General features: G+C 67.3%; 15 protein-coding genes. 7 read left to right on the top strand and 8 right to left on the bottom strand.

Going from position 1 to position 21,520, the window contains the following annotated elements; genetic code table 11:
- Nucleotides 1-5: 5 nt before the first annotated feature.
- The 6 genes from OV208_RS02965 to OV208_RS02940 all read right to left on the bottom strand — a co-directional run bounded on the left by OV208_RS02965 (nucleotide 6) and on the right by OV208_RS02940 (nucleotide 4,767).
- Nucleotides 6-542, bottom strand: a complete 537-nt coding sequence (locus OV208_RS02965) for a Uma2 family endonuclease (RefSeq protein WP_267572271.1) — start codon at nucleotides 540-542, stop codon at nucleotides 6-8.
- A gap of 120 nt (nucleotides 543-662) precedes the next feature.
- The gene (locus OV208_RS02960; RefSeq protein WP_267572270.1) at nucleotides 663-1,652 is read right to left on the bottom strand and encodes an Ig-like domain-containing protein; all 990 of its coding nucleotides are present in this window, start codon (nucleotides 1,650-1,652) and stop codon (nucleotides 663-665) included.
- Between the two features lie 129 nt (nucleotides 1,653-1,781).
- Nucleotides 1,782-2,528, bottom strand: a complete 747-nt coding sequence (locus OV208_RS02955; protein WP_267572269.1) for a putative metal-binding motif-containing protein — start codon at nucleotides 2,526-2,528, stop codon at nucleotides 1,782-1,784.
- Between the two features lie 131 nt (nucleotides 2,529-2,659).
- On the bottom strand, nucleotides 2,660-3,301 hold the full coding sequence (locus tag OV208_RS02950) for a hypothetical protein (RefSeq protein WP_267572268.1): 642 nt from the start codon (nucleotides 3,299-3,301) through the stop codon (nucleotides 2,660-2,662).
- A gap of 123 nt (nucleotides 3,302-3,424) precedes the next feature.
- Nucleotides 3,425-4,027 carry a hypothetical protein gene (locus tag OV208_RS02945; RefSeq protein WP_267572267.1) on the bottom strand — a complete coding sequence of 201 codons (603 nt, stop codon included), beginning with the start codon at nucleotides 4,025-4,027 and terminating at the stop codon, nucleotides 3,425-3,427.
- A complete protein-coding gene (locus tag OV208_RS02940) occupies nucleotides 4,024-4,767 on the bottom strand; it encodes a hypothetical protein (protein ID WP_267572266.1) in 744 nt (247 codons plus the stop codon). The genes OV208_RS02945 and OV208_RS02940 overlap by 4 nt, the downstream gene beginning before the upstream one ends.
- A gap of 239 nt (nucleotides 4,768-5,006) precedes the next feature.
- On the opposite strand from OV208_RS02940, the gene OV208_RS02935 reads away from it, so the two are divergent.
- Both OV208_RS02935 and OV208_RS02930 read left to right on the top strand, forming a co-directional pair.
- Nucleotides 5,007-5,870 carry an endonuclease/exonuclease/phosphatase family protein gene (locus OV208_RS02935; RefSeq protein ID WP_267572265.1) on the top strand — a complete coding sequence of 288 codons (864 nt, stop codon included), beginning with the start codon at nucleotides 5,007-5,009 and terminating at the stop codon, nucleotides 5,868-5,870.
- 6 nt (nucleotides 5,871-5,876) lie between these two features.
- Nucleotides 5,877-7,586 carry a carboxypeptidase regulatory-like domain-containing protein gene (locus OV208_RS02930; protein ID WP_267572264.1) on the top strand — a complete coding sequence of 570 codons (1,710 nt, stop codon included), beginning with the start codon at nucleotides 5,877-5,879 and terminating at the stop codon, nucleotides 7,584-7,586.
- Nucleotides 7,587-7,601: 15 nt separating this feature from the next.
- On the opposite strand, the gene OV208_RS02925 is transcribed toward OV208_RS02930, so the two are convergent.
- Nucleotides 7,602-8,141, bottom strand: a complete 540-nt coding sequence (locus OV208_RS02925) for a MarR family winged helix-turn-helix transcriptional regulator (protein WP_267572263.1) — start codon at nucleotides 8,139-8,141, stop codon at nucleotides 7,602-7,604.
- 523 nt (nucleotides 8,142-8,664) lie between these two features.
- Between OV208_RS02925 and OV208_RS02920 the strand changes: the two genes are divergently transcribed.
- The 3 genes from OV208_RS02920 to OV208_RS02910 all read left to right on the top strand — a co-directional run bounded on the left by OV208_RS02920 (nucleotide 8,665) and on the right by OV208_RS02910 (nucleotide 17,781).
- The gene (locus OV208_RS02920; RefSeq protein ID WP_267572262.1) at nucleotides 8,665-10,245 is read left to right on the top strand and encodes an O-antigen ligase family protein; all 1,581 of its coding nucleotides are present in this window, start codon (nucleotides 8,665-8,667) and stop codon (nucleotides 10,243-10,245) included.
- Nucleotides 10,246-10,745: 500 nt separating this feature from the next.
- Nucleotides 10,746-16,040, top strand: coding sequence for an RHS repeat-associated core domain-containing protein (locus OV208_RS02915; protein ID WP_267572261.1), 5,295 nt, complete (start codon nucleotides 10,746-10,748; stop codon nucleotides 16,038-16,040).
- A gap of 598 nt (nucleotides 16,041-16,638) precedes the next feature.
- Nucleotides 16,639-17,781, top strand: a complete 1,143-nt coding sequence (locus OV208_RS02910; protein ID WP_267572260.1) for an IS4 family transposase — start codon at nucleotides 16,639-16,641, stop codon at nucleotides 17,779-17,781.
- Nucleotides 17,782-18,322: 541 nt separating this feature from the next.
- Here the strand turns inward: OV208_RS02910 and OV208_RS02905 are convergent.
- Nucleotides 18,323-18,589 carry a hypothetical protein gene (locus tag OV208_RS02905; RefSeq protein ID WP_267572823.1) on the bottom strand — a complete coding sequence of 89 codons (267 nt, stop codon included), beginning with the start codon at nucleotides 18,587-18,589 and terminating at the stop codon, nucleotides 18,323-18,325.
- Between the two features lie 85 nt (nucleotides 18,590-18,674).
- Between OV208_RS02905 and OV208_RS02900 the strand changes: the two genes are divergently transcribed.
- Together OV208_RS02900 and OV208_RS02895 are read left to right on the top strand one after the other, a co-directional pair.
- Nucleotides 18,675-19,214, top strand: coding sequence for an RHS repeat domain-containing protein (locus OV208_RS02900; protein WP_267572804.1), 540 nt, complete (start codon nucleotides 18,675-18,677; stop codon nucleotides 19,212-19,214).
- A complete protein-coding gene (locus tag OV208_RS02895) occupies nucleotides 19,124-19,762 on the top strand; it encodes a hypothetical protein (RefSeq protein ID WP_267572822.1) in 639 nt (212 codons plus the stop codon). Before OV208_RS02900 ends, OV208_RS02895 begins: the two co-directional genes overlap by 91 nt.
- Nucleotides 19,763-21,520 lie beyond the last annotated feature (1,758 nt).

Raw genomic sequence — 21,520 nt, 5'->3', positions numbered from 1 at the left:
GGAGCTCAGCCTGGCTGCCAGAACGGTGTCAGCGTCAGCTCCACGTTCCCGAAGGGGTCCGCGCGCACGCGGTCCTCGTCGACGAAGATGTTCTTCAACTCCCAGCGCTCGTGCTCCTGGCGGAACACCTCCAGCACGTGGTGCACGGGGTTGATGACCCAGGCGTGGTGGATGCCAGCGCGCGCGTAGCGGGGCAGCTTCGCGGCCAGGTCCAGCTTCGCGGTGGCGGGCGATAACACCTCGCAGATCCAATCCGGCGCGCGGTCGATGAAGGAGCCATTGGGAAGCGTCGGGGGCCGTCCGCCCACCCAGCCTGCCAGGTCCGGCACCAACACGTCCTGGCCCAGGAGCAGCCGGGGCTCGGAGGTCCACCACCAGCCCTCCGGCGAGCGGCCCAGCAGCGAGGACAGGCCCTTGCGACGCGCGACGGACGGCGAGGAGATGTAGAGGACGCCATTGAGCGCTTCGCCCACCAGGTAGTGGGGCAGCGTCTGCACTTCCTCATGGGGATCGAGCGGCTTGTGGGGGATGGGCTGGCGCATGCGGTGGGCCTCGGGGTGGGGCTTCACCGTAACGAGCGGGCCCTTTTCGCCGCATCGGACCGCCGGGGAGGGCGACCTTGTCCTGGTGGACGTGGGCCCCTCCCCGCTGGACGTGTCTGGCTATTCGCGCTCCAGCACGAATTGAATCTTCTCCGCCGGCACGGGTCCGAACTGGAACAGGTAGATCTGATCCCCGGGTTCGGACGTGAACGTCAGCGTGTGGGTGATGCCGCCACAGATGAACCGCGCGGGTGCGAGCACCGACGCCACGTCCGTCCCACCCGCCGTGTCGTTGGTGACCTTCGTGGCCACTTCCTGGTCCAGGTAGAGCGTGACGTGCTCGGGGTTCTCCGGGTCGGAGATGAAGGACGTGTAGCCCCCGAAGCCCACCTCTCCCGAGCGCAGGGTGACGTCGTAGCGCGCGTGGCCGGTGTTCGTGTCGGGCGGGAAGTCGAAGGGCGTACGGCCCGCGGTGACGGCCTCCGGCGTGTTGACGAGCGTGTGCGCGCACGCGTGCTCCAGCGCCGGGTCTCGCTCGCTGGTGGTGAAGTCCAGCGCGCCGTCGCCCAGGCCTGACGTCGTCGGCCCCAGCGCGTGTCCGGCCCCGTCCTTCAACGCGGTCAGCTCCACGGTGTAGCGCGTGGAGACCTCCAGGGGCCGGGTGCTCTCCTCGGTGCGCGGCACGGTGACGGTGAGCGTGCGCGCATCCCCGGACCAGCTTCCGGTGAGCACGCGGGCCGGCACCGTGGAGTCCGTGCGGTCGCGCAGTGTCACCTGCGCGGAGGTGGGGTCCATGGGTTCGCTGAAGCTGAGCGAGAGCACCTTGCGAAAGGCGATGAGCGGCTTCTCACCGGAGGTGTCCAGGTACATCTCCAGCGGGTAGACGTCCGTGGCGCCCTCGCCAGGGTGCGAGGTGGTGACGGTGGCGGTGGACGTCGGGTCGGTGCCGGCGTCAAAGCCCGTTCCCGCGTCGGCGCTGGAGCCCGCGTCGGAGCCCGCGTCCGCCGAGGTGCCGGCGTCCGGCGTGACGGTGGGCTCTTCGTCATCACAGCCGGTCAGGGCGAGAACAGCGCAGGTGGCGAACAGGAAGGTGGCGGAGGACAGACGCATCAGGGTGGTTCCTTCAGGGGACATCACGGGGGAAAGGCCCACGCCGGAGCACCCTTCCGAGGGAGATGCTCCAGCGTGGGAGCAGACCTTGTTCAGGTCCGCGTCAGCGAGGGACGGAGGGGCAGTGCGCTAGCACTGCGACCCGTCGCAGTTGTCGTCGATGCCGTTGCCACAGATTTCAGTGGCACCGGGGTTGATGCTGGCTCCGGAGCCCGGCGTGTCATTGCAGTCAAAGCGCTGCGTCGTGTAGCCGGAGGGCGGCGTGCACGCGGTCAGGACGGAGGTGGCGTTGTTGCCGTACCCGTCGCCGTCCGCGTCCTGGTAGTAGCGGGTGCGCGTGTCGTTGAGGAACTCCGGCACCACCGTGATGGCATTGCCCGTCGCCGGGCCCGTCGCGACGATGTACGTCGTGCCGGCTGTCAGGTCGTAGACGGACACGGACACGAGCGAGCAGCCAGAGGCCGACACGGCGTGCGTCAGCGCGGAGGCCACCGTTGCGCTGGTGCTGCCATTGACGACGGTGATGGGCACGCTCTGCGTCCGGTAGAACGCGTAGGAGCCGGTCGTCGCCGGCACGTACGTCACCGAACCCTCCGCGCCGGACGGCAGCGCGAGGTCATAGGCCTTGTGCTTCGTGCTGATGCCGGGCGCGCTGGTGGTGCGCGTGGCGTTCGCCGTGATGGACACGTGGTCCGTGGGGTTGCCGGCGTGGGTGCACGCGTGCGTGGTGATGCCCGTGCCCATCGACGTGCAACCGGCCTCCAGCTCCTGCGAGTCCTGGGCCTCGAACGTGGACTCCGGCTCCTCCATCGGGCCGCAGGCCACCAGGCCGAACGACAACAGCGCGCTCAGCGCGATGCGCTTCGTCTTCATCATGGGGTTGTTCCTTTCGGGATGCCGGGCGCGGGGTGCCATGCGGCTTCAAGCCGCCGGTGCGCCCGGTGGCTGGAGTCATGCCGTAAAGGTAACTCAGTTGCAATAGTTTCCCGGGTGATTCCAGGCCCGGGTCACTGGAGGTGTTCGATGACGAGCCCGAGTTCGGTGAGCGCGGTGGGGCCGAAGGTGACGGTGTACTGGACCTTGTCGGTCAGCTCGTAGCCGACCATCTGCTTCAGGCCGTCGCAGTAGGGGCCGGTGGCCTGGGTGGCGACGGGGTCGATGACGCGCTCGCCTTCCTTCACGGTGACAGCGAGGTCTGGCGTGCTCAGGTAGAGGACGAAGTCCCCGGTGGCCCACGCCTTGAAGTTGAACGTGCCCACGGACTGGCCGTTCTCCTGGCGCAGCTTCACGGTGTAGTGCGTGTGGAAGTCGTCCACGCGCGGCTGCCGGTCGGGGGACGCGGTGACGGTGGAGAAGGGGCCATTGGTGACGTGGAAGCAGGCGTGCTCGCCGTTGTCCCCGAAGTCGAAGCCCTCGCGCGGGACGTAGTCCGGGTCCGGCACGCACGACAGGCCCTGCTCGCTGGCCAGGTAGCCCCGGTCGCAGTGACACCAGTCACCCTCCGGCTCCCGGTGGATGTGCCCGTTCGGCTTGCACGGGTCGGTCTGCTCCTGCGGGTTTCCGTCGTCGGGCCCGGCGTCGTCGCCTCCGCAGGCGGTCAGCGCCGCGATGCTGCCGGCCAGGAGGAGGGCACGGAACGGGATGCGCATGGGAGGGATTCCTGGGTGGAGTCTGGATTTAGATGCAATTGAGATACAGAAGTTGTCGGGTGTTGGGAAGGCCCGGGCCCGCGGCGGCGGTCCCGGGCCTTCTTTCAGACGCCCCTGGAGGGGTTACTCCTCGTGGCCTTCGTGCGCCGTCTCTTCGATGACGAGCAGGAAGGTGGCGGCCTGGGGGACGACGGCCGCGAAGTCCACGCGGTAGTCGATGCCACCCTCCAGGTCCGCGGTGACGGCGGTGCGCAGGGTGCCGCAGACCTCCTGCGGGACTTCGTAGCGGCACTCCAGGCCGACCTCCTCATTCGTGGCCGCGTTGACGATGCGGACGGCGCGGTAGCCGGAGGTGAGGAGGGCGTACTCGTTGGACTCCTCGGGCGTGAAGATGACGGAGCCCGCGTAGCCCAGCGTCCACTGCTGATAGGTGATGGCCGGGAGGGTGACGTTGTACGCGGTGTGCCCGACGCTCACGTCCACGAAGGACGGACCGCCGAGGGGCGCCGCGGTGACGGCCTCGAAGGGGCCGTATTCGGCGTGGAAGCAGGAGTGCTCGGCGACCTCCTCCAACTCCTCCGTGTCCTGGCAGGCGGCGAGCAGCTCCGACTGCTGGGTGATGGGGGCCGCGGCTTGCGCCGCCTGCTCCTCGGTGGCGCCGCAACCGGCGAGCAGGAAGACCGCGCTGGCGGCGACGAGGGCATGGGTGGACAGGTGCTTCTTCATGGGGGGCTCCTTGGGATGGGTGCTGCGGGGTGTGAGGGCGGGGGCTGGGAGCGGTCCGGGCGCAGGACGAGCCACGGGACACGCACCTCGCCCGAAGGCAGGCGCTCGGGCGGAAGCTGGAGGTGGGCGCTGTGTGCGCTGGGGGAGAGGCTGGAGGCGCGCTCCCAGGCGTCGCGGAAGGACGCCTCGTCCGGGAAGGTGACGCGCGACACGCAGCCCGCGGCGTAGCAGTGGGGGGCTTCGGCCTGGACGGGCCGCACGTCCCGGCTGATGCGCTCGTGCCACGAATCCAGCGCGGCCCGAGCGTCCTGCGTCCACGGCTCCGCGCTGTCACCGGAGGCGGTGAGTTCCGCGAGCACCGCGTCGCGGCGGGCCTGGGGGCTCGCGTGGTCCGCGCGCAGGGCCTTCACCAACCGCACGCGCGTGTCTGGCAGGGCGCGGCGTGCGCGGTCGCGCAGCTCGGGTTGGGGAGGCCCCTGGATCTTCAGCGCCGCGTCCAGGAAGGCCTCCGGGGGAAGCTCCAACTCGGCCAGGGGCTCGGCGGGTGTTGCCTCCCGCGCCGTCGCGGGCCGGGCGACGGCCAGGGAGCGTGGTGCGGGCTCCACGGGTGTCGGGTGCGTGACGGCGGGTGGGGTAGGGACCGCATCGGCGGAAACTTCCACGGGGCGCTGGAGCCAGCCGAGCGCCAGACACGACAGCACCACCCCCGTGCCTCCAACACTCCGGACGATGCGGTTCATGGGTCCCCTCAGGACGCACCCGTGGCGGTGCGCGAGCCGCCTCGCCTTCCAGCCAGGGGCCCGCAATAAATGCCATCAAGATCCATATGCAATCAAGTTGCATTTATAGGGTGGTCTCCAGGGTTGGGAAGGGTCACGGGGTGGACGTGACCTCCTTTCCGCGAAGGTCTGCTGTCCCTGGGGGCGCGGCTTGCGGAAGATGGGGTGCTGTCTTCCCCGCAGGCCCGAGGTGCTGTCGCATGAGAGGGTCGTCCTTCTTGTCGCGTGTGCTGGTGTTGACCGTGCTGGTGCTTCCCGCGTTGTCCCAGGCGGGCTCCTACCTGCGGGTGGTGAGCTGGAACCTCCGCCACGAGGGATGGGCGGCGGAGCAGACCTACCTGGAGGACGCGCAGCAGTTGTGGAACCAGTTCGGTTCGGGCAGCACGTCGAACAACGGCTTGGACCTGGTGTTCCTCCAGGAGGTGATGAACGCGGCGGCGGCGCAGGCCATCGCGCAGAACCTGACGCAGGTCTCAGGGGTGACGTGGACGGCGGCGGTGACGCCGCTCATCGGGCGCTCGTCCTACAAGGAGTCGTACGCGGTGCTGTACCGGACGGAAACGGTGTCGCTCCTGTCCTCCACGGTGTGGAACGACACGGGGGACCTGTTCGAGCGCGAGCCGCAGGTGGTGAAGGTGCGCCACGTGCCCACGGGCGCGGACTACACGTTCCTCAACTGGCACACGGTGTGGGGCGTGGCGGCGGACCGCATGCTGGAGGCGCAGGCCATCGACGCGGTCTTCGCGTCCGTGCAGTCAGCGAGCGGCACCGACCAGGACGTCATCCTGGTGGGCGACCACAACATGGCCTGCACCCATGCCTCCTGGAGCGAATTGAAGGCCGTGTCGCCCGCGGTGACGTGCAAGCTGGACACGCCCACCACGCTGAACTCGACCGGGGGCTTCGCCAACGCGTATGACCACTTCTGGTTGCAGGACACCTACGTGACGGAGTTCTCCAGCACGGGCCGCGACTACATCGCGAACACGAAGGACTACGTCACGCGGCTGTCGGATCACGCGCCGGTGTGGCTGTCCCTGTATTCCAACAGCGACACGGACTGACGCCGCATGCGCTGGAAGCAGATCCTGACCGGCGTGCTCCTGGGCGCGGTGCTCCTGGCCGCGTGGTGGGCCGCGTCCCAGAAGGCCGAACCACTGAGCGTCCCGGTGCCGTCCGCGTCCGTGGAGGTCGCGGACGCGGGGGTGCGCGAAGTCGTCCCTCCGATGGAGACACGTGAGGCGGCGGACGCGGGCCTGTGGCTGCGGGCGACGCTGGAAGGGGAGCACCCGTTCGTCGGAGAGGCGCGTGTGGGCGCGGCGTTCATCTCCGACGAGGACCTGCGGTGGTGGAAGCAGGGGCAGGCGCGCGGAGAACAGGCGGGGCCTTCGCGGTTGGAGGAACTGGCCAACGTGCGCGGATGGTTGACCGCGCCCGTCACTGCTTCCGCGCAGGGTGGCGTGCTGGGGCCGGTGGAGGTGCCTCCGGCGCCGCGCTACCAGTTGGTCGCGTTCGAGCCGGACGGGACGTTCTGGTGGGGGGACCACGTGCCGGCTTCCCCTCCGGAGTCAGGGTCGCTGGACGCGGGCGTGCTGCGGGCGACGCGGCCCACGGGCGTGCGCGTGCGATTGGCCGGTGCGAGAGATGAGGCGGGGGCGTTCTCCGTGCGCATCGAGCGCGATGTGGATCCGGAGGGCGCGGAGCGGGCCAGTGCCCTGCTGGTGGTGCTGCGGCTGGTGGCGCCGGAGTTGATGGTGGCGCTCCAGGACGGCCTGCCGGTGCCGCTCGTGAAGGACGGCGACACGGCGCTGGCACCGCTGCCTCCGGACCGGGCGGTGCGCTTGTGGTTGCGCGCGCCGTCGGGAAGGGAAGGGGGGCCGGTGGACGTGCCGCTGCGCGAGGGCACGGTGGGCACGGTGACGCTGGACGTGGCTCGGCTGTTCCCCGAAGGCGTGGGCGGCACGGTCACCCTGCGGGGCCGGGTTCTGCTGGGCCAGACGTCACGGCCCGCGGGGCCGGCGGTGTTGCGCACGGAGGAGGGGCGGGAAGTTCCAGTGGACGCGGAGGGGCGCTTCACGGTGCCGGACGTGCCGACCTGGCGCGCGTCTCGCTTCACGGTGTGGCGGGAGGAAAGGGAGGCGGGACGGCCGGTGGCGCCCTCGCATGCGGAGTTCACCTTCACGCCCACGGCGGAGACGGCCGGGACGGCGGAGGTGGTGTGGCGCATGCCGGTGTACCGGTGGCTGGTGTTGCGGATGGATGGCTTCACGCGGGCGCAGCTTCAAGCGCAGGCGCAGTCCCCCTATCCGGTGTACCTGCTCCAGCGCCGCGATGCGCGAGGCGCCTGGAGTGATGTGGCCGCGCAGGAGTTCATCCCCGAGAAGGACGACGTCGTGGTGTCCCTGCTGGAGCCCGGCACGTACCGGGTGCTGACCGCGTCTTCACCGTATGCGCTGCGCCCGAGCACCGAGGCGCGTGCGGGCGCGGACGACGCGGACGTCGAAGTGAGGCTTTCGGCGGAAGACGCTCCGGCCCCTTCCTGCGAGGTGCGCGTCACGCACGAGGGCAGTCCCGTGGTCGGGGCGCTCGTGACGGCGGACGGTGGGGACCGCTCGATGCCGCCCGTGCGCGGGGAGACGCGCACGGATGGCCGGTGGGCCCTGGGGCCGGTGCGCTCCGAGCTGCTCCAGGTGCGGGTGCAGGCGGAGGGCCATGCTGCCTGGGAGGGCGACGGGGTGGAGGCGTGCCGTCGCTCGGGCGTCATCGAGGTGAAGCTGTAGGCCCGTGGGCCTCCGTCAGGCGGCGGAGGCGGTTAGAACCTCGTCGGGGACGAGGGTCGGCGTGGCGGTGTCCTCTTCCTCTTCCTCGGCGGCGCGGGCCTGGACGCCGAACGCTTCCACCCACAGCTCCAGGATGTCCATCAGGGCGCTGCGCGTCTCGCCCTGGAGCGGGGTCAGCAGCCGCGCCATGCGCTCCTGCACCAGCGAGTCCGTCTCCTCCGCGACCGCGCGGCCCGCGTCGGTGAGACGCACGCGCACGCGCCGGCGGTCATGGCGCACCGAACGTTCACGGCGCACGAGTCCCCCCTCTTCCAGGCGGTCCACCAGCCGGCTCAAGCGGGGCATGGCGAGTCCACCCAGGCGATGGGCGAGCACGCCCACCGGCAGCAGACACTCCGCGCGCAGCCACCACAGGGCCTGGAGCTCCAGGGGCTCCCAGCGGGGATGCGGCAGGGACGCCAGGGGGCTGGCCAGGGCACCGCAACGGGCCGCATCGACAAGGAGGTTCCGCAACCGAGCCACCTGCACGCGCACATCCACCGAGAGCTCCGTCATCCACCCCTCCATCCCGAGAAGGGGCCAGCATCCGGCCACGCCAGCCCTGTCCTGGGTTTCCGCGGGCAAAAGCCCGCATGGGACTCAACGTGGATACGTGACGGACATATCGGTCGGGTCGGACACGGTGATTTTCAGTTTGTGGGGAGGGCCGAGGCCTCCCATCGCTTCTTTGGAGGGGGAAACGGTCGAAGACATGAACGCCTTCCTTATAAGGGCGGCGGCTTCCACTGGCCCGACAAGGAGGACTGACGACCGGGCGGAGGGCTCCAGCGCGTCATTGCTTTCCAGACAGGAGATGAAGATTGACGGGGTCTCGCGGGGCCTTCAGCCTGTGGGAGTGACAGGACGACGCGCATCCCACGGCGCGTGGGCGGTGGCGGTAGGGCTGGGCATACTGCTCGCGGTGGCGGCGCAATCACCCTGGACGCAGAGCGCGGTGGTGTTACCCAGGCGGCTGGCGTTGCATCTCCTGGCGAGCGCCTGTCTTTTCCATGCGGCGAGACATGTACGGCTGGGGTGGATGGGCGCCCTGGCCTGTGCGCTGGCGGCATGGCAGTCGCTGTCATGGGTCGCGAGCGATGTGTCCTGGCTGGGGCTTCCCCGGCTGCTCGATGGCTTCGCGGTGCTCGCCCTATGTCTGGCACTGGCGGAAGGGCGCCTGCCGCGCAAAGCGGTGCTGTGGCCCCTGGTGGCAGCGGGCGCGCTGGGAGCGGGGCTGGGCCTGCTGGAGCAGTGGGTGGAATTGCCGGGGCTGGTGCAGGCGACGAGGCCCTCGGGGTTCTTCGCGAGCCGGGCCGTGGCGGGGGAGTACGTCGCTGCCTCGCTGGTGCTTACCCTGGGGTTCCTCCCGCTGCGGCGCTACCCCTGGGCGCTGGCGCTGATGGCGATCCAGACCGCCTTCCTGGTGTCCACGCGCAGCCGCACGGGGTGGGCGTTGGCGGCGTTGGCGGTCCTGTGGGTGTGCCGCCAACTGCCGGTGCGGGAGCGACGCGTGGCGTGGGGCGCCATGGTTCTCGCGGCGCTGCTGGCGGTCGGATTGACCCCGGGGCCCCGGCTGGAGTGGCAGGGAGCCCGTCCGTATGCGGAGTCGCTGACGTCGCTCGCGCGGATGGACGTGGGCGGCCGGCTGGACACGTGGCGCAACTCGCTGGTGATGGTGAAGGAGCATCCCTGGCTGGGAGTCGGGCCCGGTGGTTTCGCGACCACCTATCCCCGGTTCCACCGGGCCGTGGTGCGGGACAAGGCCTTCAGCGCGGGCCAGCAGATCGAGGAACCGCACAACGAGGGGCTGCGCGCGGCCATCGAGTGGGGTCTGCCGGGTCTGGCGCTCGGGGGCTTGTTCCTGGCGGTGCTCCTGCGAGGACTTCCACGCCGCCCGGGGCGCAGGACGGTGTCCCTGCTGGGGGCCCTGGGGGTGCTGGGCCTCGCTTCACAGGTGTCCCTGACCTTCATCGCCCCCTCCACGTGGGTGTTGGCTGCGTGCCTGGCGGGCCTGCTGGGCCGAAGCGGCAGGGGACAAGGCGTGCGCGTTCCCCTCCCATGGATGCGTGCCGTCCCTTTGGCCCTGGCGCTCCTCTTTGCCTCGGTGGACTTCCCGCAGGCGCGGGCCTCATGGAGATGGCGTCAGGCGGAGGTGTCCGCGCAGAGGGGGCACCTGCGCCGGGCCTATGAGGGGATGCAGGCGGCGGCCCCGGATGCGCGTGAGGCGGCGGCCTTCATCCGGCTGACGGAGGTTGCGCGCAAGGCAGGGGACGCGCCCCGTTGCGCCGAGGCCGCGAGGGAAGGGCTCCAGAGGGCGCCGCTGTCCACGCGGCTGTTCACCTTGTTGGGCGAGTGCGAGGCCCTCCAGGGGCATGGGGCCGAGGCCCGTGAGGCCTACGAGCAGGGCCTGCGAATCCTGGAGGACGACCCCTATGCGCTCTGGGGACTGGCGCAGCTGAGCGAGGGATCCCGGCGCGTTGAGCTGATGGGGCAGGTCGCGGAGGCGGCAAGGCTTGAGTGGAGCCTGCTCCCCCCGGCGCTCGCGCGTCGGGAGCGGGAGTGGCTTGAGTCGCTGGCGCAGCGGGCAGAGGAGGAGAGGGTCCTTTCCGGCAACGATTGACGCCGTTCAAGCCGCCATCCGACGTGCGTCTGGGAAGGGATGGAGTCTTCCGCCGGGATTCCTCTCGTTGGGCAACCTTTTGCGGAGTCTGGGAACTGTCGTTGACAGCTCCCAGGTTGACGTGAAATGGGTTGAGCAATGAAAGATAAGAGGGGGAGTGCGGGCATGCGCGTCCTTTGGATTGCATTCGCGCTTGCTGCATGTCTGGGGTGCTCGTCTGGGGCGGAGGACTCAAAGGAAGAGGTGGGAGGCGTTGCCTCCGCGGGCACTGCCCAGGCCCCGCTGACGGGCGTAGCGGCTTGCAATGCGGTGGACGCCGGAACGTGCATCAACTCCTCGGATTGCGCCTCGGGTCTGTGCCTCATGAGGCACTCGGGCCGTGTCTGCGTGCCAGCGTGTGACGACGCCACGCCTTGCCCCACGGGATTGGAGTGCGAGTGGCGTCACACGGGGGCGGGGCTGAAGGGATATTGCGTGCCGAAGGAGCGGGGGTGGACGCCGTGAAGACTTTCAATGCATTGCTGGTGGGCGGGACGCTTCTGCTGGTGTTGATGGTGCCGCAGGCCGCGCGGGCGCAACTGCTGTGCAGCGCCGTGGACCGGTTGCCGACCCCCTCCTCCGGTGGCCTCGAGGGAGACGTCGTCGCCTGCTGTGACGGCGAGAGCGGGGACGACGGCTGCGGCCCGTGCCGCTGCGCCGAGTGCGGCGACGAGGCCAAGGAGCGCAACATCGGCCGGCCCGTGGACACGCTGAGCGGCTTCGCGTGGCTGGAGCGGACGGACTTCGACATCCCCACGCCGCGCGGGCCCGCCATTCTCTTCGCGCGCAACTACTCCACGCACTGGGCCCAATCCCACGGCGGCAGGACGGAGATCGGCCGCCTGGGGCCTGGCTGGGCGGACACCTACTCCGCGCGCCTCGTCTTCGACGGAAGCTCACCCCCGCAGGTGGTGAAGTACCGCAAGGCGGACTCGGGCACGGAGCTCTTCACCCGCCAGGTGGATGGCACCTACTCCGCGCGCCTCCCGGGCCGGCGCCTCTCCTACGACTCCGGCACCCTGCGCTGGGTGCTGGAGAAGTTCGACGCCAGCCTTGAGCTCTTCGACACCACGGGCCGCCTTGTGCACCTGCGAGAACAGGACGGTGGCGAAGCCAGCCTCGTCTACTCCGGCGGGGATGTCTCCTGTCCCGTCATCGCCGAGCGCCCCACGGGAACGCTGTGCCGGGTGGACTTCCTCTTCGGCCACCAGTTGTGGATGCGCTACGCCACCACCACGTACACGGGAGCCCGGCGCCTGCTCAACGTCGCTCGGGATTCGGCGGGCACCCAGCTGATGGTGCAGTTTGGCTATGACACCCAGGGCTACCTCGTCAGTGCCACCCAGGCGGACAGCGGGCAGGAGACGTATGCCCATGGCTTCACGCACTTCTTCCCGGCGTACCCGGGGACGTCGGTGAAGCTGCTGACGACGGCGACGGATGGGGACGGCAAGCTGGTGGAGTCCTTCACCTACCTCCAGAGGAGCAAGGCGGCCTCCCGGGTGAGCGCGCACGAGACGCCCGAGGGCAAGTACACCTTCACCTTCGGCATCGACGCCGCAACCCCGGAGCGCAGCACCACCATCCGCTCCACTCGGCAGAACCTCCGCCTGACGTGGGGGAATGGGAAAGTGAAGACGGTGTGCCAGTTGGACGCCAGCGGGACGTGCGACGTGACGCGCCTCAAGGAGATCGAGACGCCCGCCACCGGGACGCGCGCCCCCAGCTGCGAGAAGGGCTTCGACGGTTTCTCCACGCGCCACGTGCGCGACGTCCTGGGCCGCACCACCTCCCTCACGCCCGGCGTGGTGGACTGCGACACCCCCACGACGAGCGAGACCCGGCATGAGGTGGTGACGGGCTACGTCGCCAACTCCAACCGGCGCGCGTTCACCTCGCGCCTCAGCGTGGATACCTCGGCGCCCTCGGGCACCGTCACGTTCACCGTCGACGACTACACGACGCCGACGTCCGCCATCAATCCGCTCTGTGGTACGTCCGCCTGCCAGACGCCCACGGCCTACAACACGCCCGCCGGGGTGCTCGAGCCGCAGGTGCAGCAGCGTGTCCAGCTGGGCCGCACGCTGGCCGACACCAGCGGCACCTGGACGACGCGCGTGGAAGTGACGAAGTACGCCTATGACAACTCCGGGCTGCTGTTGACGAAGGATGGCCCGCGCACGGACGTGAACGACGTCACCACCTACGAGTACTACGCCGCGACGGGGCCGGTGGCCTCGGCGGGGCGGCTGAAGAAGGTGCTGCATGGCACACAGGTGGTGGCCGAGTACTTCGACTACAACGCGCAAGGTCAGGCTCAGCGCGTGGTGGACGGCAACGGGCAGGAGACGCTGTACACGTATGACGCCGTCGGGCGCACGCTGACCGTGCAGGGGCCCGACGATGCGCAGCCCACCGTCTACCAGTACTCCGCCGCCGGGCGAGTCGAGGAGGTGCGGATGCCACGGGGCAACCGCCTCCTCTACACCTATGACACGGCGGGGCGGACGACTTCCGTCGGACAGACGTCTGACGCGAGCGGCACCCCCACCTCGTTCGAGGAGGAGGTGCGCTTCGAGTGGGGCACCACGTCGACGGACCTCGGACGGCTGCTGACGGAGCGCTACCTGCAAAATGGGACGGCGGTGCGCGCCACCTTTTACGAATACGACGCGCAGGGGCGCCGCGCGGTGGTGCGCCACGAGCGTCTGGGGGAGGGGGCCCTGCGCCTCAGCCAGTTCGACGAAGAGGGCAACATCGTCAGCACGCAGGTGGGGACCTACTCCGGAGCGACAGACACGCTGGAGCCGGCCACAACGAACCTCTACGACAACCTGCAGCGCCTGGCGGAGGTGCAGCCCGCGGCCCAGGAACTCAAGTACGACTGGCACGACAACCTCACCGAGGTGCACGAAACCTACGGCGCGACGGGGAGCAACTACCCGCAGACGTCCTACCGCTACGACGACTTCCGCCGGCTGGTGGAGGTCAGCAGCAGCACCCTGGGCACGCGCCGCTACGTCTATGATGTCGCGGGCAACCTCGTGCAGCAGCTGCAGCCCACCGGCGATGTGGCGACGTCCACCTTCGACGGGCAGGGACGGCTCCTGGTCGCCACCGGCCCCGGTTTCTCCGAAAGCTACACGTACGACACGGATGCCGCGGCGACGGTGCTCGACTGCGCCGTTGGCACCGCGCTGGGGGTGAGCAACGGGGTGGGCCGGATGACGGCGGTGACGGACGCCTCCGGAGCCACCTACTTCGGCTACACCGCTTCGGGCCGGCCCCGCTTCGAGGCTCGCAAGGCGCCGGGAGCCTCCTGCGCGCGAGTCCTCCGCTGGGAGTACGAGGGCAACGGTAGACTCACCGCCATGCGCTATCCCACGGGGGCGACCGTCCGCTTCGAGTACCCGGCGGATGGGGACGCGCGGATGCATCTGCCCTCCGAGGCCGTGCTGGAGGTCGGGGCGACGACGACGCCTCTGGCCACGGAGCTCAAGTGGGAGGCGGGACGCCTCGTCAGCTACGTGGCGGGCAACAGCATGGGGTGGGAGCTCTCCCGGTGGCGGGATGGCAGCCCTCGGGAGTGGGCGGTGACGCGCGTCGACGACGGTAACCACTACAGCGTTCGTCGGCGCACCTTTGGGAGCGGCATGCCAAATGACGGACTGGATGGCCGTGGCAGTCCCCTGAATGTCACCGAGGATGACCCCGCCTGGACCCGGGATTTCACCTACCAGGGCACGACGGGCTACCTCACCTCCGCGTCCTCCTCGCGCGAGGGCCGGACGGAGTCCTTCGCCTATACCGGACGGTGGGGAGACCGGCTCTCACGGGAGGTCGTCGACACGGCGACGAGCCAGTCGCTTGCATCGGAGACGTATGCCTACGACACGGCCTTCCGGCTCGCGGGCACGACGCAGGTGGATGCTTCCAGCAATGTCATCTCGACGCGCGGTTTTACCTACGGCGCGGGTGGGAAGGTGACAGAGGTGACGCAGACGCAGTCGGGGCGCAGCAAGCAACTGGCGCTCTGCTACGACACCCAGGAGCAGGTGGGCGCGGTGGTGGGCGCGGGTGGCCAGTACAGCCGCCAGGTCTTCAACTTCCGCCGCCAGCGCGTGCGCGAGGTGTGGCCCCTCAATGGGCTGGCGACGGACTACTGGGTGGGTGATGACGGTGCGCTCCTCATGGAGGCAGGGGCCGCGAGCCTTACGGCCCAGTACCCCCGGCCCGTGGGTGAGTATGTCTACCTGGACGGCCAGCCCATCGCGCGCGTGGACTCCACGGAGGCCTCGAATGGGAGCACCACCCACCAGGGCACCAGCTACCTGTTTGGCGGCCACCTCGGCGAAGTGCTCATCGAGGCGGATGCGTGGCGACACATCGTGCGCTACTACGACTACACGCCCTCCGGCACGCGCGAGGCGCTGCCTGCCCCGTCCCAGTTGGACCTCGGGACGGTGCACCGGGCCCAGTTCTTCGCAGGGGTGGATCTGACGCTCCCTTCCTCCGTGCGCCTGCGCTTCACGAACTACGCGCTCGCGGCGTGTGACCGTGTCTTCGTCCTCGACACAGAGGACAACCTGCTCACGACCTTGAGGCCGGGCATGCCTTCCAACTTCGAGACGGAGGCGCTCCCTGCGCAGGGGCACAGCGTCAGCCTCTACTTGTTGAAAGGGGTATGTGCGGGCCCCTCCTCGCTGACGTTCGCCGAGGCAAAACCCAGCTGGGGGAAGGCCAAGCAGACGACGCTCAGCGGCCATGATTATACCAACCCGTCGACGGGCTTCACGGCGAGCCTCTCGCTGCCCGCGAACACGCACCTGCTGCTCGAGGCGTCCATGGCGGCCTGTGACAGCGCCTTGGAGGTGCGCAGCGGCACGGGGACCCTGCTGTGGAACTGGCCCAACGAGGGCGGGTTCTTTCCCACGGCCTGGACGCCCGCCCTCTCGGGCAACGTGGTGGTGGGCTTCGCCAGCTCGGCGGGCTGCTCCAACCCCTCGCGCGCATTCAGCGTGCTCCGGACGTACACGCCGCTGCCGGCGGGGCCTCCGGCGAACGTCCACCTTCCGGGTCAGCGCTCCCTGACGGCGTCGGCCTCGGCTCGAGTGGGGGCGATGGGCGACCCGGAGCCCACCCTGTTCGAGAACTGGCACCGCCTGTACGACCCGGGCACTGGCAGGTACCTTCAGCCCGAGCCGATGGCGATGGTTGCTGCCAAGTCGGGTTCGTGGCCGGCGTATGCGTATGCGGGGAATAGTCCAGTAAATAACTCGGATCCGACCGGTCTGTTTATTCGGCCCGAAGGCGAATGCAAGAACTGGGACGAGGCGGTCGCACAGGCGAAAATAAAGGCAGGTTGTGAGCAGGCGTCTGCAGGCAACAGTACGCGTCAAAATTGTACGAACTGCGAACTCCCCTGCGACATTTGTCCGTGGCTGGATGAGTCAACACCTCCGACTGCTCACCTCTTCGACATGACTGGCGGGACTCGCGGCGGCCTGGACAAGGAACGGAAGAGGCTAGGTTTTCCACGTTGGCTCTGCGGAAACGTTAGCAGGCCGGGGTATACCTCGGTGGATCGGACCGAAGAGGTCGCAAAAATGATCATGCACGAGGCTATACACATGTGCCAAACGATTGGCGTCACTGAATCTTCCGCCAAGGACGGCTGGATGTTGGTGCCCGGGCTCGGAAGTTGGAGTCCTGGCTGGGACGACACCGAGGACCTTGTTGAAAAATGCTGGAGGTAATCATGACTGCATTCGGCCACCAATCGAGACGGCGGGCAGCCACCCTGAATGAACGCTCACGATTCTCGATTGCCATGCTGCATCCTAGATCGGATATTCAGCCTCTGCGAAAGACAAGACGTCCAATCATCATGACCTCTGGTTCAGGTGCCGTGCTTGTTTGTCTGCTCGGAGTCATGCTTATGCTCGCTGGGTGCGGCGCCTTCGAGGAAGGGACCTGCAGAAGCTCAGCCGATTGTGGCGTTGACCGCAAATGCGTCACGGTAGCCCATAGGCAGGTGCATAAAGGGAGGTTCAAATCAGTTCGTAGCTGTGAGATTCCTTGCGAGTTTGAGAAGGATTGTCCGGCCGACCATGCGTGTTTCCATTTTGAAGATTCGGCTGAGCCGATCTGCAAGAAGCTCCATTGAGCGCGATCGTCGGCACTGCGCTCCGGTGTCGATGCCGATAGTTTGCTCTACTGCCCCTGAGTCGTCCCCTCATTTGAGCCGGGCGTCAAGGGTCATCCGCAGCGGTTGGCCGGGGTCGGAGCAGCGAGGGAAGCGAGAGAGCGGCGCGCTCTTTTCGAGGGAAAGAGTTCTCAGGCATCGTGTGGAGTATGGCGAAATCCATCACGCACTCCGAGGTGCATCGTTTCATCGAGGAGGCCATCGGCACGGACACGCATGCCAAGCGAGTGCTGTCGCTGTCCAATGCGACGCTGGGGACCGTTCACGCGGCGAGCCTCTCGGTGCGGGCCATGGGATTGGTGCTCTCCCAGGCGCGAGGACTGGAGGGCAAGCACGCCATCAAGCAGGTGGACCGACTGCTGTCGAACAAGGGCGTGGACGTGTGGCGGCTCTTCGCCCAGTGGGTGCCCTTCGTGGTGGCCGAGCGCAAAGCGGTGACAGTCACCATCGACTGGACGGACTTCGAGTCGGACGACCACACCACGGTCGCCATCCAGCTTGTCACCCGGCACGGGCGCGCCACGCCGCTCCTGTGGAAGACGGTGCCCAAGAGTGAGTTGGCTGGGCAGCGCAACGCCCACGAGGACGCCCTGCTGGAGCGACTGCACCAGGTTTTGCCCTCCGAGGTGGAAGTGACGGTGCTCGCGGACCGGGGCTTCGGAGAAGTCGCCTTGTATGAGTTGCTGGACAGACTCGGCTACGTCATCCGCTTCCGCGGCGTCGTGCACGTCGAGAGCGCCGACGGGGAGGTGCGAAAGGCCAAGGAGTGGGTGCCCCTGACGGGCCGTCCGAAGCTGCTGCGCGGAGCGCGCGTCACCCAGTCCCGCTTCGGCGTGGGCGCCGTCGTTTGCGTGCACCAGAAGGGAATGAAAGAGGCATGGTTTCTAGCGGCCAGCAGCCACGAGGCCACCGCCACCGAGTTGGTGAAGTCCTACGGCCGTCGATTCACCTGCGAGGAGACGCACCGGGACATCAAGGACTTGCGCTTCGGCATGGGCCTGTCCGCTATTGCCATCGGCACCTGCGAGCGCCGCGATAGGTTGCTGCTGCTGTCCGCCTTCGCCATGGCCCTGCTGACGCTGCTCGGCGCCGCTGGCGAAGCGACGGGGCTCGACCGGAAGTTCCGTGCCGACACGCGCAAGACGCGCGAGTACTCCCTCTTCCGGCAAGGCATCATCTACTACGGCGCCCTCGCCAACATGCGTGAGGAGTGGCTTCGCCCCCTCATGGAGAAGTTCGCCGAGCTCATCCGCGCGCAGGCTGTCTTCCGCGAGGCCTTCGGTTTCATTTGAATCAAATGAGGGGACGACTCAGCTACTGCCCAACAGCGGCGCTTTGGCCGAAACGTTAGGGCGCCTCTCTTCAAGGAGAGGTCACCGGCAATGCATGCAGACGCCGAGCATCGAGCTTGGCTGCTTGCGGAGGAGCTTGAGCTGGGTTGCCGGGAACACCTGGTTGCTCACTGGGACGCACGTCCTCCGGCATGCGGGAGGCGCTGCCTGCCCCGTCCCAGTTGGACCTCGGGACGGTGCGCCGGACCCAGCCCTTCGCAGGGGTAGATCTGACGCTCCCTTCGTTCGTGCGCCTGCGCTTCACGAACTACGCGCTCGCGGCGTGTGACCGTGTCTTCGTCATCGACACGGAGGACAACCTGCTCACGACCTTGAGGCCGGGCATGCCTTCCAACTTCGAGACGGAGGCGCTCCCTGCGCAGGGGCACAGCGTCAGCCTCTACTTGATGCAGAGGGCATGTGCGGGCCCCTCCTCGCTGAGGTTCGCCGAGGCAAAGCCTATCTGGGGGAAGGCCGAGCAGACGACGCTCAGCGGCTACACCTATACCAACCCGCCGACGGGCTTCACGACGAGCCTCTCGCTGCCCGCGAACACGCACCTGCTGTTCGAGGCGTCCATGGCGGCCTGTGACAGCGCCTTGGAGGTGCGCAGCGGCACGGGGACCCTGCTGTGGAGCTGGCCCAATGAGGGCGGGTTCTTTCCCACGGCCTGGACGCCCGCCCTCTCGGGCAACGTGGTGGTGGGCTTCGCCAGCTCGGCGGGCTGCTCCGACCCCTCGCGCGCGTTCAGCGTGCTCCGGACGTACACCCCGCTGCCGGCGGGGCCTCCGGCGAACGTCCACCTTCCGGGTCAGCGCTCCCTGACGGCGTCGGCCTCGGCTCGAGTGGGGGCGATGGGCGACCCGGAGCCCACCCTGTTCGAGAACTGGCATCGTCTGTACGACCCGGGCACTGGCAGGTACCTGCAGCCGGAGCCGTTGCTGAGCGACCCGAAGTTTGTACGTCAGATGGCGATGGAGGGGCATGGCATGCCGATGTATGCTTACGCGCTGAATAGTCCTCTGCACTACACCGATCCGAACGGAATGTGGCCGTTCCCATGGCAGCCAGGGCGACTATGCGTTTCTTCATCATGTAAGTCCGGCCAGACGAATGCTTGTCGAGACCTGCCGGAAGCTTCACCGAAGCAGGGAGATTCCAGTGCGCTACAGATGTTGCCGGCTCCAGGTACCTGCTCTGACAGCGACGCTGTGTACACGGACACTGGCGTTTTCAAGATCCCAAACAACTGCAAGTGTAAGGTCAACTGCGACAGCAACGGCACGCAGGACGTCGATTGTACGTGTTGGCCGTGGTGGTTGGACAAGCCAACGCATTACCCACCTGGGACGCAGCCACCGGTAGGCTGGCCTCCAAACACTTCGACACCATGAAAAGAATGCTCCTTTGGATGCTCGCGGGTGTCATCACTCTGACTTCGGCGTTCGTGCTGGTCGTGGTGTGGATGACGCGCCCGCAAACCAAGATCGCCGATGGATTCTCCGAGGTCGCGTTCCAAGACATCCGTGCTGGCGAAACCGAAGCGGAAGTGGCGCAACGGTTGGGGAAGCCTCTTGCGACCTACTCCGAAGAGACACCTGAAGAGTGGTGCTTCGAGAACCAGGCCACTGCCCAACCTGAACGATGGATCGACCGACGGCTCTCGTCGCCGTCGGAGGCGGCATGTCTCTACTTCATGAGCGGCGTAGTGCAGGGGGCTCGCTCGGCTCAAGAGGGCGCCCTGGAGTCACTGCGGGGCAAGACCGCAGATGAGGTAGTTCGGCGGATGGGCAAGCCGAAGTATACCGTCCCGGCAGGTGTGAAAGTGACGATGCGCTACTCCGAGCCCCTGAATCCGACGGATTCGTACGAAGTGTTCATGGTGATCTTGGACGAAAAGCGCATCGTTCGAGGAACACAGCACTTCGTGTACCATGATTGAGAAGCCAGATTGGGGGGCCGCGACACCCCCTGCTGCTCGAAGGGATGACTGGAGGGCAAGGTTCCGCCACGCCCGATGCAGGGTCCGGGTTGGCACCATGAGGGCGATGGTGAGCTGCCCCAGCTTCCGGCGAGCGTCGAGCAGCTTCGTGACGGTGCATGAATGTGCCAAGGGAAGATCACCGACCATGCTACAGGTGCAAGGACACCCCTCGTGCCCGCTCGACGGAGGCGCTTGAGCGGGTTTGCGTGGGGGCTCAGAGGGGGCCGCAATAGGTGGGTGCTCGGCGGAGCCGTGGTGCTCTCGCTACTCGTTGCCGGGATCACCTGGCTGCTCACTGGGACATATGGTGAGTGCTATCGCGCCGAGGATTGTTATGCCTCCGAGGAGCGTGATCGGGGTGTGCAGTTTTGTCATCTATGGGAACCAGGCCCGGTTCCATGGACCAAGCCGGGGTGGGCGAAATTCCAAGCGGCGAGAAGCTGTGAGACGCTATGCGGCAAAGGATATCCGCACTGCCCTGCTGAGTCTGCATGTGTTGGATCGGCGCATGGTGAGCTTCCGATATGCATACCCGAGGTTAGAACGGAGCGACGAGTTGAGAATCACCCGTTTTGGTGGATGGATTGACTCTAATGCCAGCCTCCGTGACGCAACCGTTCTTTCGTGGCGATGAATGTGCCAAGGGAGAGGATGTTGAAAATGCATACATATGCAAGGACACTTATCATGATTTCTCGGCGGAGGAGCTTGAGCTGGTTTTCGCGGGTTCCTGGGGGCGAATGGGTGGTCGCAATAGGCGGGTATTCGGCGGAGCCGTAGTGCTCTCGGTGCTCGTTGCCATGAGCACCTGGCTGCTCACTGGGACGTATGGTGAGTGCTATCGCGCCGAGGATTGCTATGTCTCCGAGGAGCGTTATCGGGGTGAGCAGTTCTGCCAACTCTGGAAACCAGGCCCGGTTCCATGGAGCAAGCCGTGGTGGGCGAGATTCCAGGTGGCGAGAATCTGCGAGACGATCTGTGGTGATGGATATGAGCCGTGCCCTACCGGCTCTGAATGCGTTGGCTCGGCGCAGGGTGAGCTTCCGATATGCATGCCCAAGCTTCAGACGCAGTGAGTTGTCGCGAGAAACTGACTCAAACAGGTGTGGTGAAGGACAAAACACTGTTTTGGTGCATCTTGAGGCAGATTGAGGCCGCCCACCTCACGTGCGACCTGGAGACCCAGGCCGAATGTGCCAGGACCGAAAACAAGGGCATGGTAGGATTCGTCAAAAGGCCTCTGGGAAGTTGTCCTGCCCCCAAGAAGGACATCCATTGGGGCGGTAGAAAGTCAAGCCCGGAATGCGAAGCCAAGGGACTGATTCATGAGATGGCTCATACCTGCGGCTGGAACGGCGACGAAGGCCCACGTGATCGCGACAAGGGAGTTCCTGGCGAGACCGGCGCATTGGAGTGCCCATGAGGACTGCCATCTTGTTGGTGCTCACCAACATTCTTGTCTCGACAGCGGCGTGCACCAAGGAGAAGGAGAAGTGCCCGCCGGTCTGCACCGAGCTGTGCGCTGGCCGCCCGAGGCCGCCTGTCCCTTCTCACTGCCCTCTCCCTGTTTGTTTTTGTAATCCGGACGGCGGCGGCCCCGTCGATTGATGTTGGTGAGTGCCTCAAGGTCTGGTCACAACCTTAGAGATGGAGGAATTCCCCCACGCAGGATCACAACGTCGGCCTCTACTTGATGCAAGGGGCTTGTACGGGACC

Source organism: Corallococcus sp. bb12-1 (assembly GCF_026626765.1).
Classification (GTDB): Bacteria; Myxococcota; Myxococcia; order Myxococcales; family Myxococcaceae; genus Corallococcus; species Corallococcus terminator.
Note: the sequence above shows the minus strand (reverse complement) of the source record. Positions and strands in the feature narration are given on the sequence as shown.